Raw genomic sequence first — 13770 nt, forward strand, 5'->3', positions numbered from 1 at the left:
GCACTTCTAAGACGGTGTGACCGTTTTAGGGAGTTTAAATCCCGCGCAGCTTTCGACGTAAGACGGTGTAACCGTCTTACAGTTTCTCATGAGTGCAGCCCGTGGGCGGCTCGGCGGTTGATTTCAAACGGACTCATTTGTCCAAGGTAAAGGAACTCCACGAGGGGGTTCCTTTTTCATTTGCCTCCCATCTATCACGCGCCTCGCTGCCAAAAACTCCGGATTAAATCTCCCACTCCTTGGCGACAATGCTAATAGAGTTGAGAGGAGAAGGAGTGAATACGGATGAACCAGATTCTGCTCATTACGGACGGCTGCTCCAACGTCGGCGAAAGTCCGGTCACCGCGGCGGCTCAAGCGTTCGCGGAGGGGATTACGGTTAACGTAGCCGGCGTCGTGGACGACGGAACGATCGGCGAGCTTGGGGCTCGTGAAATATCCGAAATCGCGAGGGCCGGGGGCGGGATGAGCCGTATCGTGACCTCGCGCCAACTGTCCCAGACCGTGCAGATGATGACGCGGCAGACTGTGGCCGGCACGATCAGGCAAGCGGTCAACACGGAACTGAAGCAGCTTTTCGGCCTCGATTCCGTCGGTGCTTTGCCGCCGGCCAAGCGGGCGGAAGTCGTGAAGGTGATGGATGAGCTCGAGGAAACGTCGGAGCTGCGGGTCGCGCTCCTTATCGATACGAGCGCCAGCATGAAGCCGAAGCTGCACGCCGTAGAGGACGCGATCCGCGATCTTGCGCTCAGCCTGCAGGCGAGGACCGGTAGAAGCGCCGTCGCCGTCTTCCATTATCCCGGCGAATACGGCCATCTTCCGTGCGCGCTGGATTGCGACTGGACCGCGGACGCCGGCAGGCTTCCGCTGCTGTTTTCACGCATCCGAATGAAAGGAACGACGCCGACCGGGCCCGCGCTCATGCAGGTAGTTGATTTTTACCGGGAAACTTGTGGTAAGATCAAGTCAGAACTTGTCGACACTCCGCCGTCTAAGCGGGGCGATGCTGGCGAGGTGCGCAGTGACTACGTCGTCTGAGAAAAGCCAGTTGCCTCCCGGCACGATCCTGACGGGCAAATGGAACGGCAAAAAGTATAAGTTAGAGCGGCTGCTCGGCCTCGGCGCGAATGGGCAGGTGTATTTGGCGACGCTCGGACGCTCCGTCTGCGCGATCAAAATCGGCACCGAAGCCGCCGAACTGCAAGGGGAAGCCAATGTTCTCGCTTCGCTGGACGGAACCGAGCGGGGAAGGGGCAGGCCTCCTTTTTTGTTGGACGTGGACGATTTCACGTTGAACGGCAAAGACGTTCCGTTCTATTCCATGCGTTATGTACCGGGGGCTCCATTGAAATCCTATTTGAAGAAACACGGCACGCATTGGATCGGGGTTATCGGTTACCGGCTGATGGAGCGGCTGGCGGAGCTTCACGAAGCGGGCTGGGTGTTTTCCGACATCAAAAACGACAACGTGCTGGTCCACGATTTCGGCCGGGTTGAGCTCGTCGACTACGGCGGCATGACGGCGATCGGGCGCAGCGTGCGCCAGTTCACCGAAATCTACGACCGCGGCTATTGGTCGGCCGGCAGCCGTACGGCGGATCCCGCCTACGATTGGTTCGGGTTCGGCATGCTGTGGCTTCACGCGACGGACGGCAAACGGCTCCTTCAGTTGTCGGGCACCCGGCTGCCGCAGGACCGCGGCGTCGAAGACCTCATGAAGCTGGTGCGAACCAATCCGAAGCTGCGTCCGATGGAACGGTGGCTGGAACGGGCCTTTCATGGAGACTTTCAGGATTCCAGGGAGGCTTTGAAGGAATGGCGGCTCGCGCACCGCAAGAAGGATTCGCGCGAGAAGCCGGAGAGGGCGCACGTTCCGGCCTGGATGACGGGTCTTCTGGTGCTTTCGGTCGCGCTTTGCGCGACGTTGGCCTCGGTGTGGCTGTTTCGATAACGCGAAGGGGAGGCGGCAGGGTGAGCCGGGACGAGCTGTTGGTCCGTATCATGGAAGAAGCGGAACGCGAAGGCTGGTGGACGGCCGGCATGACCGCCGTCGCCGCCGTATCCGGCGGACCGGATTCGATGGCGCTGCTCCACTTGCTTTGGAAGATGGCCGGGGAACGGCCGTTCAAGGTCGTCGCCGCCCACGTGAATCACCGGTTTCGGGGTGCCGAGGCGGAGGCGGAAGCGGAGCTCGTCAGGCAAACGGCCGCACAATGGGGAATTCCGGTGGAGACGGCCGACATCGACGTGCCGGCATATATAGAAGAAACGGGGATGAACCCCCAATCCGCGGCACGCGAGAAACGCTACGGTTTCCTGAAGGAAACGGCGCGATCTTACGGTGCCTCTTTGCTTTTGTTGGGTCATCACGCGGACGATCAAGCGGAGACGGTACTCATGCGAATGCTCCGGGGAACGGGGATCGGCGGACTTGCCGGAATTCCTTACCGCCGAAGGGAAGAGAATTTGGAACTGATCCGCCCCTTGCTCCGTATTACCAAAGGAGAGCTTCTTGCTTATTGTGGGCGAAACGAGGTGCCTTACGCGGTCGACAGCAGCAATTCGGCACGTTACTATACCCGGAACTCCGTCCGCTTGGATTTGATCCCGATGCTGGAGAACTACAATCCCCGGTTGAAGGAATCCCTGATCCGCCTGGCCGATCTGGCGGCGGCGGACGACGAATACATGGAAGCCGCCGCCGAGGGCGTTTTCCGCGATCACGCGGTCCCGTCCGGCGCGGGTTTCCGCCTGAAGCGGCGCCGGTTCCGCGGCCTGCACGTCGCTTTACAACGCAGATTGATTAAACTAATATTAAAGTATTCTTCGGGCCCTTGGCATACCTTGGCATTCCGGCAGGTGGAAGAGGTGCTGGAGGCCCTGTCCGACGAGGTCGCGACGGTAGCCCGGATCGATCTCGGCGAGGGCTGGGTTTGCGTTCGGGAGTACGACGAGGTATATTTAGGGCCGCAGGCCGCCGAGCCGACAGTCTACGCGTATCCGGTCTCCGGGTTTCCCTGTTTCGTGGAATTGGGGACCGGCGGACGGTCGATCCGTTTTGAACGATGGGAAAGAGCCGTCACCTCGCTGCCGGTTAACCGGTGGGAGGCTTTTTTTGACGAATCTTCGCTTAGCCTGCCGCTGATCGTGCGAACCCGCTTGCCGGGCGATCGGATGGCGCCGCTCGGACTAAACGGAACCAAAAAAGTGCAAGATATGTTCGTTGACGCCAAGATCCCGCGCTCCATGCGGGACGAATGGCCGCTCGTTGCGGACGCGGAAGGCCGGATCCTATGGGTGCCGGGCCTGCGCCGCTCCGGAATCGCGCGCGTCGATGCCGGCACGGCCCGGACGATCCGCGCGGCGGTGGAACCGGAGTTCCGGACTCCGCCACAAACGGGACATGAATGAAGCCATGCCATCATACCGTGTAATAACCGACTGGGAGGTCCCTTCTTTGCTGAACGACATTCAAGAAGTGTTTTACTCGGAAGAAGCCATCAAGGACAAGGTGAAGGAGCTTGGGGCAGCCATCAGCCGGGAGTACGAAGGCCGAAATCCCCTGGTGATCTGCGTGCTGAAAGGCGCGTTTATTTTTATGGCCGATCTGGCCAAGAACATCACGGTGCCGATCGAACTCGATTTCATGGCGGTATCCAGCTATGGCAAGTCCACCCGTTCTTCCGGCGAAGTCAAGATCGTCAAGGATTTGGACTCGTCCGTGGACGGACGGGACGTCCTGATCGTAGAAGACATCATCGACAGCGGCTTGACACTCAGCTACCTGATCGACGTTCTCGAACGCCGCAACGCTTTGTCCGTGAAGGTCGTCGCTTTATTCGACAAGCCGGGACGCCGGACCTCGGAAATCAATGCCGATTTCACCGGGTTCGTTATTCCGGACGCGTTCATCGTCGGATACGGCCTCGACTATGCGGAGAAATACCGGAATCTGCCCTTCGTCGGCGTGCTGAAACCGGAGATCTATTCGAACGGCTGATCGACCGGAGGGCAGCGGCGCGCCCCCTCCCCCGTTCTGTTGTGATGCCAAGACAGGCTATGGTAAAATGATGTAAGCGTGCCGAGAGGAGGCCAGGGATGAATCGGATCATCCGCAACACAGGCTTTTATTTGCTCATATTTTTGGTGACCGTCGGGATCGTCCAGTTCTTCATCAGCAAGAACGAGACTACCGATGAAATCAACTACAACAAAATCATGGAAATCGTCGAAACAGGCAACGCATCCGATATGCAGATGCAGATCCAAAGCGGTTCCTACTTGGTCACCGGTACCTATAAAGATCCGGCCAAAGCAGGCTCCAAATCGGAAACGTTCAGCGGAAGGATCCTCATGTCGGATCCGGGCGCTTCGAGTTTCGCGGAGCTCGCGAGAAAGAACAACATCCAGGTGAAAGTCGAGAAAATGCCGGGACAGAGCTTCTGGCTGACCTTCCTGACTTCCATCATTCCGTTCGTCATCATGTTCATCCTGTTCTTCTTCCTGATCAACCAGGCGCAGGGCGGCGGCGGCAAAGTCATGAACTTCGGCAAGAGCCGCGCGCGTCTTTATAATGAAGAGAAAAAACGCGTGACGTTCGAGGACGTCGCCGGTGCGGACGAAGAGAAACAGGAATTGGTCGAAGTCGTCGAATTCCTGAAGGATCCCCGCAAGTTCGCGGCGCTCGGCGCCCGCATTCCGAAGGGCGTGCTGCTCGTCGGCCCTCCGGGTACCGGTAAAACCTTGCTCGCCCGCGCGGTAGCAGGCGAAGCCGGCGTTCCGTTCTTCAGCATTTCCGGTTCGGACTTCGTCGAAATGTTCGTCGGCGTCGGCGCATCCCGCGTCCGCGACCTGTTCGAGAACGCGAAGAAGAACGCGCCTTGTATCATCTTCATCGACGAAATCGACGCCGTCGGCCGTCAACGGGGCGCAGGCCTCGGCGGCGGACATGACGAGCGCGAACAAACGTTGAACCAATTGCTCGTCGAAATGGACGGATTCGGCGCGAACGAAGGCATCATCATCGTCGCGGCGACCAACCGTCCGGACATCCTGGACCCTGCGCTGCTGCGTCCGGGCCGTTTCGACCGGCAGATCACCGTAGACCGTCCGGACGTCAAAGGCCGCGAAGCGGTGCTGAAAGTCCACGCCCGCAACAAGCCTCTGAGCAAAGACGTCAAGCTGAATACGATCGCCAAGCGGACGACGGGCTTCACCGGCGCCGACCTGGAGAACTTGCTCAACGAAGCGGCCTTGCTGGCCGCACGCCGCAACAAGAAAGACATCGCGATGCAAGAGGTCGACGAAGCGATCGACCGCGTCATCGTCGGTACCGAGAAGAAAAGCCGCGTCATCAGCGATCGCGAGAAGCGCATCGTCGCTTACCACGAAGCGGGCCATACGATCGCGGGCTTCTTCCTCGAGAACGCAGACATGGTCCACAAAGTCACGATCATCCCGCGCGGCCGCGCCGGCGGTTACGTCATCATGCTGCCGAAGGAAGACCGCATGCTGGTGACGAAGCAAGAGCTGCTGGATAAAGTCACCGGGCTGCTCGCCGGACGCGTCGCCGAAGAGCTTTTCATCGGCGAGATCGGCACCGGCGCCTACAGCGACTTCAAACAAGCGACCGGCATCGTCCGCAGCATGATCATGGAATACGGCATGAGCGACAAGCTCGGACCGATGCAGTTCGGCAACTCGCAGGGCCAGGTCTTCCTGGGCCGCGACCTCGGACACGAGCAGAACTATTCCGACGCCATCGCCTACGAGATCGACCAAGAGATGCAGGACATCATTAAGACTTGCTACGACCGGGCGAGAAACCTCTTGACCGAGAAGAGCAAGGAAATGCATCTTGTCGCGAACACCCTGTTGGAGAAGGAAACGCTGGATCTCGACCAGATCAAGAGCCTGATCGAGACGGGCAACGCCGACGGCGAGGGCGACGGTTCCTCCGGAGGAAGCGAAGAACCGAACACCGATCCGATCGTCGATACGCTCGGAGGAGGCGTCCGGGTCCGCATCCAGACACGCGAGGACGACCTGCAAACGCCGACGCCGCAAAATCCGGACAACCGCAAGGACGACGGTTCCGGCGAGGTTTAATCCCGCTGGATGCAACCGACTGTTTATACGATCAGCCCATGCTGGCCAACGGCCGCATGGGCTGATTTTTTTACTTGCGATGTCACGTAAATTCATTGACAACCGTGAAGAAGCGAGTGTAAATTAGGGGGTAATCATCGATTACGGATTCCCATCCGCCCCCTACTTTGTGACTGCATTCACAAAGTCTGCCGCGGGAGGACGATGGAGCCGGAGGAGGAGTACTGCCATGGAAGCATTAGCTCTGGAGCGCAAGGCGGAACAGAACCGCGAGCTGCGCGAACGGCTTTTGCAGCTGAAGAAAGAACGCAACGCCATCATTCTTGCCCACTACTATCAACGCGATGAGATCCAAGAGGTGGCGGATTTCCGCGGCGACTCGTTCCTGCTGGCGCAGAAGGCGGCTGCCACGGACGCCGACGTCATCGTATTTTGCGGCGTTCATTTTATGGGGGAAAGCGCCAAGATCCTGGCGCCGAATAAAATCGTTCTCGTGCCCGACGAGCGGGCGGGCTGTCCGATGGCCGACATGGTCCATCCGATCGGGCTCCGCGAGCTGAAAGCGAAGCACCCGAACGCCAAAGTCGTCACCTACATCAATTCCTCCGCGGACGTCAAAGCGGAGACCGATATCGTCTGCACGTCGGCGAACGCCGTGAAGGTGGTCAACTCGGTCGACTCCGACGAGATCATCTGGTGCCCGGACAAGAACCTCGGCCATTACGTGTCTCAATTCACGGACAAGAAAATGATCATCTGGGAAGGGTACTGCAATACGCACGACATGCTGACGGTGAAAGACGTCGTGGAAATGCGGGCCAAACACCCGAACGCGCAATTCGTCGTGCATCCCGAATGCCGGCCCGAAGTGGTCGCGATGGCGGACTTCGTCGGCAGTACCACCGGGATCCTCAAATACTGCAAGGAATCCGAGCATCAGGAGTTCATCGTCGGAACCGAGGACGGAACCGGCTATCAGCTTCGTGTGGACAGTCCGAACAAGACGTTCCATTTTGCGTCCAAATTCCTCGTTTGCCCGAACATGAAGGTCAACAACTTGAAGAAAGTCGTTCGCTGCCTGGAAACGATGCAGCCTCAAATCTACGTACCGCCGGAAGTGGCCGACAAAGCCAGACTATCGCTGGAGAGAATGCTGCAAGTGAAGTAGCATTCTCTACTTTCTTGCCGGACAGGAGACCGAGAATCCATGATACCGCGTTATATCGTAGACTTCGATCTGGATACGCTGCCGAAGGTGCATACGGACGTCATCGTCATTGGAGCGGGCATCGCGGGACTATTCACGTCCATCAAGGCCAGCGAACGGAACCGCGTGCTCATGATCACCAAGAAATCGCTGTTCGAGAGCAACACCCGTTATGCCCAGGGCGGCATTGCCGCCGTTTTCTCAGAGGAAGACTCCCCGGAATTCCACCTTCAGGATACGCTGATCGCGGGTGCGGGGCTATGCGATGAAGAAGCGGTTCAAGTGCTGGTGCACGAAGGACCCCGCGGCGTTCAGGAGCTGATCCGTCTCGGCACCCAGTTCGACGAAGAGGAAGACGGCCACTACGCCTTGACCCGGGAAGGCGCCCACAGCCAGCGCCGGATTCTGCACGCCAACGGCGACGCCACCGGTTTCGAAATCGTCAGGGCGCTGGCGGATAAGGTGCAGACGAATCCTTCCATTGAAGTGTGGGACGATCACTTCGTGCTCGATCTGCTCACGGAAGACGGGGAATGCCGCGGCGCCGTCGTCCAGAAACCGGACGGCTCCCGCGTGGCGGTATACGGCAAGGCCGTCGTGCTTAGCACCGGGGGTACGGGGCAACTCTATCGCTATACGACGAATCCCGAGGTCGCGACCGGGGACGGCATCGCGATGGCCTATCGGGCCGGCGCGTTGATCCGGGACATGGAGTTCATCCAGTTTCATCCGACCTCGTTGTGTTATCCGGGAGCTCCACGGTTTCTGATCTCGGAAGCCGTGCGGGGCGAAGGCGCCTACCTGCGCAACATCCGCGGCGAGCGGTTCATGGATAAATACCATCCACAGCTCGAGCTTGCGCCCCGCGACGTGGTCGCCAGGGCGATCCTTGAAGAGATGGAGCAGACCAAGTCGACTTACGTCTACATTGATATTACCCACCAGAGTCCGGAGCTCGTCAGGCACCGGTTCCCGACCATCCATAAATTTTGCCTGCAGTTCGGGCTGGATTTGACGACGGATTGGATTCCGGTCGCCCCGGCTGCCCATTACATGATGGGCGGAGTGAAGACGGGCCTGGACGGGGAAACCAATATCAAGCGGTTATACGCGTGCGGCGAAGCTTCGTCTACGGGCGTGCATGGGGCGAATCGTCTGGCGAGCAATTCGCTGTCGGAAGCGATCGTGTTCGGGCGGCGGATCGTGGAAAGCATTAACCGCCTGAAGCCGATGGACCGGGACATGCATGTCCGCCATGAGGAGCAGCGGTTGTCGCCGTCCGGCATGGCCGCACCGGAGCGGAGACTGAAGCTGCAAAAATCGATGGTGCGCTGGGTCGGCCTGAGGCGGGATCGGCTGGGGCTCGAGCGGGGGCTGGAAGAGATCAAGCAGCATCTGCCGGTCTTCCGCACCCCGCTGGCTTCCCGTGAGGAGCTGGAGTTCGCGAACTTGCTGACCTGCGCCATGCTGACCGCCGAATCGGCGCTGTCGCGCGAGGAGAGTCGCGGGGCTCACTTCCGGGAAGATTTCCCGGAGCGCGACGATATCGATTGGCTCAAACATACGATAATAGACAGGGATCACGGGCTGGGGGAGGAACGGCTGGCATGTTCGAGCGAGAAAGCGATTGGCTGAACGGAGGACCCGCCGTCGAGGCGGTTAAGCAACAGATCGCCAGGTGGCTGGCGGAAGACATCGGTTCCGGAGACGTGACGACGATGGCGACGGTGCCGGCGGGACACGTTTCCCGAGGCATTATTCACGCCAAGCAAAGCGGCGTTCTGGCCGGCATGCCGCTTGCCCGCCTCGTTTTCGGTGTCGTGGACGAGAAGCTCCGTTTCGAGGCGAAAGCCGCTGACGGAGACCGGGTGGAACGCGGAACGGTGCTGGCCGTCGTGGAAGGATCGACGCATTCGATTCTGACCGGCGAGCGGCTGGCTTTGAACTTGATGCAGCGGATGTCGGGCATCGCCACGAAGACGAGGATTTACGTCGACGCGGCGCGCGATTATCCCGCCCGCATCGTGGATACGCGCAAAACGACGCCGGGACACCGCACGCTCGAGAAATACGCGGTCCGGGTCGGCGGGGGCTATAACCACCGCTTCGGATTGTATGACGCGGTGATGATCAAAGACAACCACATCAAAGCGGCGGGCGGCATCACGGCGGCGGTCGCGGCGGCCAAGTCGAGAATCCCGCATACGATGACGATCGAGGTGGAAGCCGAAAACGTCGAGCAGGCGCTCGAAGCGGCTCGCGCGGGTGCGCATATCGTCATGTTCGATAACATGAATCCTCAAGCGATGAAGGAAGCGGCCGTCCAAGTACGAGCGGTTGCTCCGCACATCGTGCTGGAAGCATCCGGAGGCTTGAAGCCGGAGCAGGTCGCGGAGGTTGCCGCCAGCGGCGTAGACGTCATCTCGGCCGGCAGCTTGACGCACTCGTTCCAAGCGCTGGACATCAGCCTGGATTTGAACGAAATAAAGGGGGATCACCCGTGATTTTGGTCGTGGATGTCGGGAATACCAACATCGTGCTCGGATTGTACCAGAACCGGGAGCTGACGCACCATTGGCGGCTGAGCACCAACCGCTCCTCCACGGTGGACGAATACGGGGTTCTCATCACGAATCTGTTTCAGATCGCGAACGTGAAGGCGCAGGACATCGAAGGCGTCATCTTGTCGAGCGTCGTGCCGCCGCTCATGCCTACGCTGGAGAGGCTGTTCGCCAAATACGTCGGCAAGGAGCCGCTCATCGTAGGACCGGGCATTAAAACGGGGCTCAACATCCGTTACGAAAATCCGAAAGAAGTCGGGGCGGACCGGATCGTCAACGCGGTGGCGGGCATCGAGAAATACGGCGCTCCGCTCATCGTGGTCGATTTCGGCACGGCGACGACTTTCGATTATATCGATGCCTCCGGCGCCTATCTGGGCGGGGCCATCGTGCCGGGGATCGGCATATCGGCAGAGGCGCTCTACCAGAGAGCCGCTAAACTTCCGCGCATCGAGTTGTCCAAACCGCGCATGGTCGTAGGACGCAATACGGTGGCTGCGATGCAGTCGGGGATCATTTTCGGCTATGCGGGTCAGGTAGACGGAATCGTTCGAAGGATTTTCAAGGAATTCGACGGCAAGCCCCGCGTCATCGCAACCGGAGGGCTGGCGGAATTGATCGCGGATGAGTCGGAAACGATCGAACTCGTGGACCCGTTGCTGACGTTGGAAGGGCTGCGCATCGTTTACGAGAGAAATGGGTAAAAAAGGGATAGCGGCGACGAAAACGACATTCTCAGTCCTGCTGCGGGACCGCGAAGTCGTTTTTGACTGGAAAGGGGTATAACGGAAGTGATGAAAGACGAATTGGTTCGAGGAACGGCATGGAACGGCGGCATCCGGGTGTTCGCGGCCCGGACGACCCAGCTCGTCTCCGAGCTTCAGAGAAGGCACGACACGTTCCCGACCGCAACGGCCGCGCTCGGCAGAGCCGCTACCGCCGGCGCGATGATGGGCGTCATGCTGAAGGACGAAGGAAAACTGACGATCCAAGTAAAGGGCGACGGGCCGCTGGGGCAAATCGTCGTCGACGCGAACGCGCGCGGCGAAGTGCGGGGATACGTGGATTATCCCCATGTGCACCTCCCGAGCAACAAGTTCGGTAAGTTGGACGTGGCCGGCGCCGTCGGCACGAGCGGCTATTTGAACGTCATCAAGGATATCGGCATGCGCGAGCCTTACCGCGGCAGCGTCCCGATCGTATCGGGCGAGCTCGGCGAGGATTTCACCTATTACTTCGCGGAGTCGGAGCAGATTCCGTCCGTCGTCGGCCTCGGCGTGCTGGTGGACACGGATAATTCCGTCATCCATGCCGGTGGACTGATCGTCCAAGTGCTGCCGGGTCTGCCGGAAGATCAGCTGCAGCGGCTGGAAGCCGCGGTTTCCGCGATGCCGCATGTCACCGCGCTGTTGGATCAAGGAGAAACGCCCGAGGGCATTCTCAAATATCTCGTAGGCGACGATCTGACGATCCATGAAACGATCGAACCGGTGTTCCGCTGCCAATGCTCGCGCGAGCGGGTGGAGAGAACGCTGATCACATTGGGTCCCGATGAGCTTCGAAGCCTGATCGACGAAGACGGGAAAGCCGATGTGCTCTGCCATTTCTGCAACGAGACCTACAAATTCACGGCCGAGGAACTGGAAGAGCTTCATCGGCGCGCTTCGGAGAGGACCCCGAAGGGAGTTTGAAACGGATGGGCGTCAGGACAATGCCGCTGAAGCGGCTCGTTTGGTCTGCCCTTGTCTCGTTGACCGTGGGAACGACGGGATGCGCGATCGGCTCCTCCGGCGAGAACTCCGGCCAGCCGCCGTCCCCGTCATCGTCTCCGTCTCCGTCTCCGTCTGGGAGTTTGGCGGCGTCGGCGGCGGATGAAGCCGTTGCGGAAGTCGGAGGCAAGAAGATTACGAGGTCCGAATTGACCGAGCGTCTGCTCTCCGGTTATGGAGCGGAAGTGCTTCGGGAGATGATGCTGCACGAAGCGGTCAATCAGGAGTCGGCCAAACTGGGATTCTCTGCCGACGACGAAGAGATCGAGCGGGAAATCAGCGGGATGAGCGAAGGTTACGGGAGCGAACAAGAGTTTTACGATTCCATGCTGCAGCAGCTGGGCATGGACCGGGAAGCGGTGAAGGAAGACGCCAGGTACCGGGTTTTGCTGGAAAAGCTGACGGTCCGGGGGATCCACGTCCCGGAGTCGGATATCCGGCGCTATTATGCAGACCATAAGAAGGAATACGGCCCGCGCAAGCAGTATGAATTGGCCTGGATTCTGACGGGCACGGAAAAAGAGGCCAACGAGGTTCTCGGCAAGTTGGAAGCCGGAACCGATTTCGCGGCGCTGGCGAAACAATATTCGATGGATGGCATGACGGCGGACAGCGGCGGGAATCTGGGCTGGGTCGACGAAACCGATCCGCTGCAGGATGCGAAGTTGATTTCGGCGGCCAGTCGGATTCAAGTCGGCGAAGCCGCCGGGCCGATCCAAACGGATCAAGGCTATGTCGTACTCTTGCTCAACGGAAGGAAGATCGTAGAGGGCAAAGATTACGAGTCCGTTAAGGATGAGATCGCCAGACGGCTGGCGCTCGAGAAGGCTCCCTCCATGCATGATTTGGAGCAATCCCTGCTCGCCAAGTATCAGGCAAAGACGCTCGATCCCAAGCTGAAGCTGCCTTCAGAGCGATAGGGAGCAAGCCTTTGCCAGACAGCCAGCTATTGACATTCCCTGTTTGGGTTGATAAGATGAAAGCAGACAAAAGCCGACTGATTTAGTCGGATTAAGCATCGTGCGGCTAGCAGTCGCAACTTATCGGGAGGGAATTATTCATGGCTAAGATTGTGAACAGCATTACCGAGCTGATCGGCGATACGCCGCTCGTGCGTTTGAACCGCCTCGTTCCTGCCGGCAGCGCGGAAATTTACGTCAAGCTGGAGTACCAAAACCCGGGCGCCAGCGTGAAAGACCGCATCGCCATCAGCATGATCGAGGAAGCCGAGAAGCGCGGCGACATCAAGCCGGGCGTTACGACGATCGTCGAACCGACGAGCGGCAACACCGGTATCGGTCTGGCCATGGTCGCAGCGGCTAAAGGCTACCGCGCCATTCTGGTCATGCCCGAAACGATGAGCTTGGAGCGTCGCAACCTGCTTCGCGCTTACGGCGCGGAACTCGTGCTGACGCCGGGTTCGGAAGGCATGAACGGCGCCGTTAAGAAAGCCGAAGAAATCACGGCCGAGAACAAAGACTACTTCATGCCGCAACAGTTCAAAAACCCCGACAACGTGAAGATCCACCGCGAAACGACCGGTCCGGAAATCGTCGAAGCCATCAACTCCCTCGACGGCAAGCTGGACGCGTTCATCGCGGGCATCGGTACGGGCGGTACGATTACCGGCGCCGGCGAAGTGCTGAAAAAGAACTTCCCGAACGTCAAAATTTACGCGGTCGAGCCTTCCGCTTCCCCGCTGCTGTCCGGCGGCAAACCGGGCCCGCATAAAATCCAAGGCATCGGCGCGAACTTCGTTCCGGACATCCTGGACCGCGAAATCTACGACGGCGTCATCACCATCGAGAACGAAGACGCGTTCGAAACCGCGCGTGCGGCTGCCAAACAAGAAGGCATCCTTTGCGGCATTTCTTCCGGCGCTGCGATCTTCGCTGCGTTGAAAGTGGCCAAAGAACTCGGCGAAGGCAAACGCGTCGTTGCGGTCGTTCCGTCCAACGGCGAACGTTACCTCAGCACGCCGCTGTTCAACTTCGACAACTAATACGCTCAAACGCGATCCTAAACCGTCCATGCACAGCATGGGCGGTTTTGTCATTTTTTCTTGTCTTGGCAGAGGTCGGTCGGGGTGGTATCCTCTAAGGAACGGTTCGGACGGATGAACGGA

12 protein-coding genes are annotated in these 13770 nt (G+C 59.3%); all 12 read left to right on the forward strand.

Translation table 11 applies throughout. The features are described 5' to 3' along the window. Window positions 1-285: 285 nt before the first annotated feature. The 12 genes from EAV92_RS19875 (at window position 286) to cysK (ending at window position 13647) form a co-directional block, all read left to right on the forward strand. Window positions 286-1038, forward strand: coding sequence for a VWA domain-containing protein (locus tag EAV92_RS19875; RefSeq protein WP_123042708.1), 753 nt, complete (start codon window positions 286-288; stop codon window positions 1036-1038). Next, window positions 1022-1951, forward strand: a complete 930-nt coding sequence (locus tag EAV92_RS19880) for a serine/threonine protein kinase (protein ID WP_241158328.1) — start codon at window positions 1022-1024, stop codon at window positions 1949-1951. Before EAV92_RS19875 ends, EAV92_RS19880 begins: the two co-directional genes overlap by 17 nt. Window positions 1952-1971: 20 nt before the next feature. Continuing rightward, window positions 1972-3411 (forward strand): tRNA lysidine(34) synthetase TilS, encoded by a 1440-nt coding sequence (gene tilS, locus EAV92_RS19885; protein WP_241158329.1) that lies wholly within the window; start codon window positions 1972-1974, stop codon window positions 3409-3411. Between the two features lie 46 nt (window positions 3412-3457). Beyond that, entirely contained in the window at window positions 3458-4000 is a 543-nt protein-coding gene (gene hpt / locus EAV92_RS19890) for a hypoxanthine phosphoribosyltransferase (protein WP_123042710.1), read from the forward strand. A 98-nt stretch (window positions 4001-4098) separates the two neighbouring features. After that, on the forward strand, window positions 4099-6108 hold the full coding sequence (ftsH, locus tag EAV92_RS19895; protein ID WP_123042711.1) for an ATP-dependent zinc metalloprotease FtsH: 2010 nt from the start codon (window positions 4099-4101) through the stop codon (window positions 6106-6108). A 229-nt stretch (window positions 6109-6337) separates the two neighbouring features. After that, window positions 6338-7276 carry a quinolinate synthase NadA gene (gene nadA / locus EAV92_RS19900; protein WP_123042712.1) on the forward strand — a complete coding sequence of 313 codons (939 nt, stop codon included), beginning with the start codon at window positions 6338-6340 and terminating at the stop codon, window positions 7274-7276. Between the two features lie 39 nt (window positions 7277-7315). Beyond that, a complete protein-coding gene (gene nadB, locus EAV92_RS19905; RefSeq protein ID WP_123042713.1) occupies window positions 7316-8950 on the forward strand; it encodes an L-aspartate oxidase in 1635 nt (544 codons plus the stop codon). After that, window positions 8923-9819 (forward strand): carboxylating nicotinate-nucleotide diphosphorylase, encoded by an 897-nt coding sequence (nadC, locus tag EAV92_RS19910; RefSeq protein ID WP_123042714.1) that lies wholly within the window; start codon window positions 8923-8925, stop codon window positions 9817-9819. The genes nadB and nadC overlap by 28 nt, the downstream gene beginning before the upstream one ends. After that, window positions 9816-10580 (forward strand): type III pantothenate kinase, encoded by a 765-nt coding sequence (locus tag EAV92_RS19915; protein ID WP_123042715.1) that lies wholly within the window; start codon window positions 9816-9818, stop codon window positions 10578-10580. The genes nadC and EAV92_RS19915 overlap by 4 nt, the downstream gene beginning before the upstream one ends. A gap of 90 nt (window positions 10581-10670) precedes the next feature. After that, on the forward strand, window positions 10671-11567 hold the full coding sequence (hslO, locus tag EAV92_RS19920) for an Hsp33 family molecular chaperone HslO (RefSeq protein ID WP_123042716.1): 897 nt from the start codon (window positions 10671-10673) through the stop codon (window positions 11565-11567). A 5-nt stretch (window positions 11568-11572) separates the two neighbouring features. Then, window positions 11573-12565, forward strand: coding sequence for a peptidyl-prolyl cis-trans isomerase (locus tag EAV92_RS19925; RefSeq protein WP_123042717.1), 993 nt, complete (start codon window positions 11573-11575; stop codon window positions 12563-12565). A gap of 140 nt (window positions 12566-12705) precedes the next feature. After that, window positions 12706-13647, forward strand: coding sequence for a cysteine synthase A (cysK, locus tag EAV92_RS19930; RefSeq protein ID WP_123042718.1), 942 nt, complete (start codon window positions 12706-12708; stop codon window positions 13645-13647). Window positions 13648-13770: the final 123 nt, after the last annotated feature.

The sequence above is a fragment of the Cohnella candidum genome, assembly GCF_003713065.1.
In the GTDB taxonomy this organism is placed as follows: Bacteria; Bacillota; Bacilli; order Paenibacillales; family Paenibacillaceae; genus Cohnella; species Cohnella candidum.

What these genes read in the sequence shown, in the direction of transcription:
- nadB (WP_123042713.1), top strand. Translation starts at nt 7,316, where the DNA reads ATGATACCGCGTTATATCGTAGACTTCGATCTGGATACGCTGCCGAAG.
- ftsH (WP_123042711.1), top strand. Translation starts at nt 4,099, where the DNA reads ATGAATCGGATCATCCGCAACACAGGCTTTTATTTGCTCATATTTTTG.
- EAV92_RS19875 (WP_123042708.1), top strand. Translation starts at nt 286, where the DNA reads ATGAACCAGATTCTGCTCATTACGGACGGCTGCTCCAACGTCGGCGAA.
- cysK (WP_123042718.1), top strand. Translation starts at nt 12,706, where the DNA reads ATGGCTAAGATTGTGAACAGCATTACCGAGCTGATCGGCGATACGCCG.
- nadC (WP_123042714.1), top strand. Translation starts at nt 8,923, where the DNA reads ATGTTCGAGCGAGAAAGCGATTGGCTGAACGGAGGACCCGCCGTCGAG.
- hslO (WP_123042716.1), top strand. Translation starts at nt 10,671, where the DNA reads ATGAAAGACGAATTGGTTCGAGGAACGGCATGGAACGGCGGCATCCGG.
- nadA (WP_123042712.1), top strand. Translation starts at nt 6,338, where the DNA reads ATGGAAGCATTAGCTCTGGAGCGCAAGGCGGAACAGAACCGCGAGCTG.
- EAV92_RS19925 (WP_123042717.1), top strand. Translation starts at nt 11,573, where the DNA reads ATGGGCGTCAGGACAATGCCGCTGAAGCGGCTCGTTTGGTCTGCCCTT.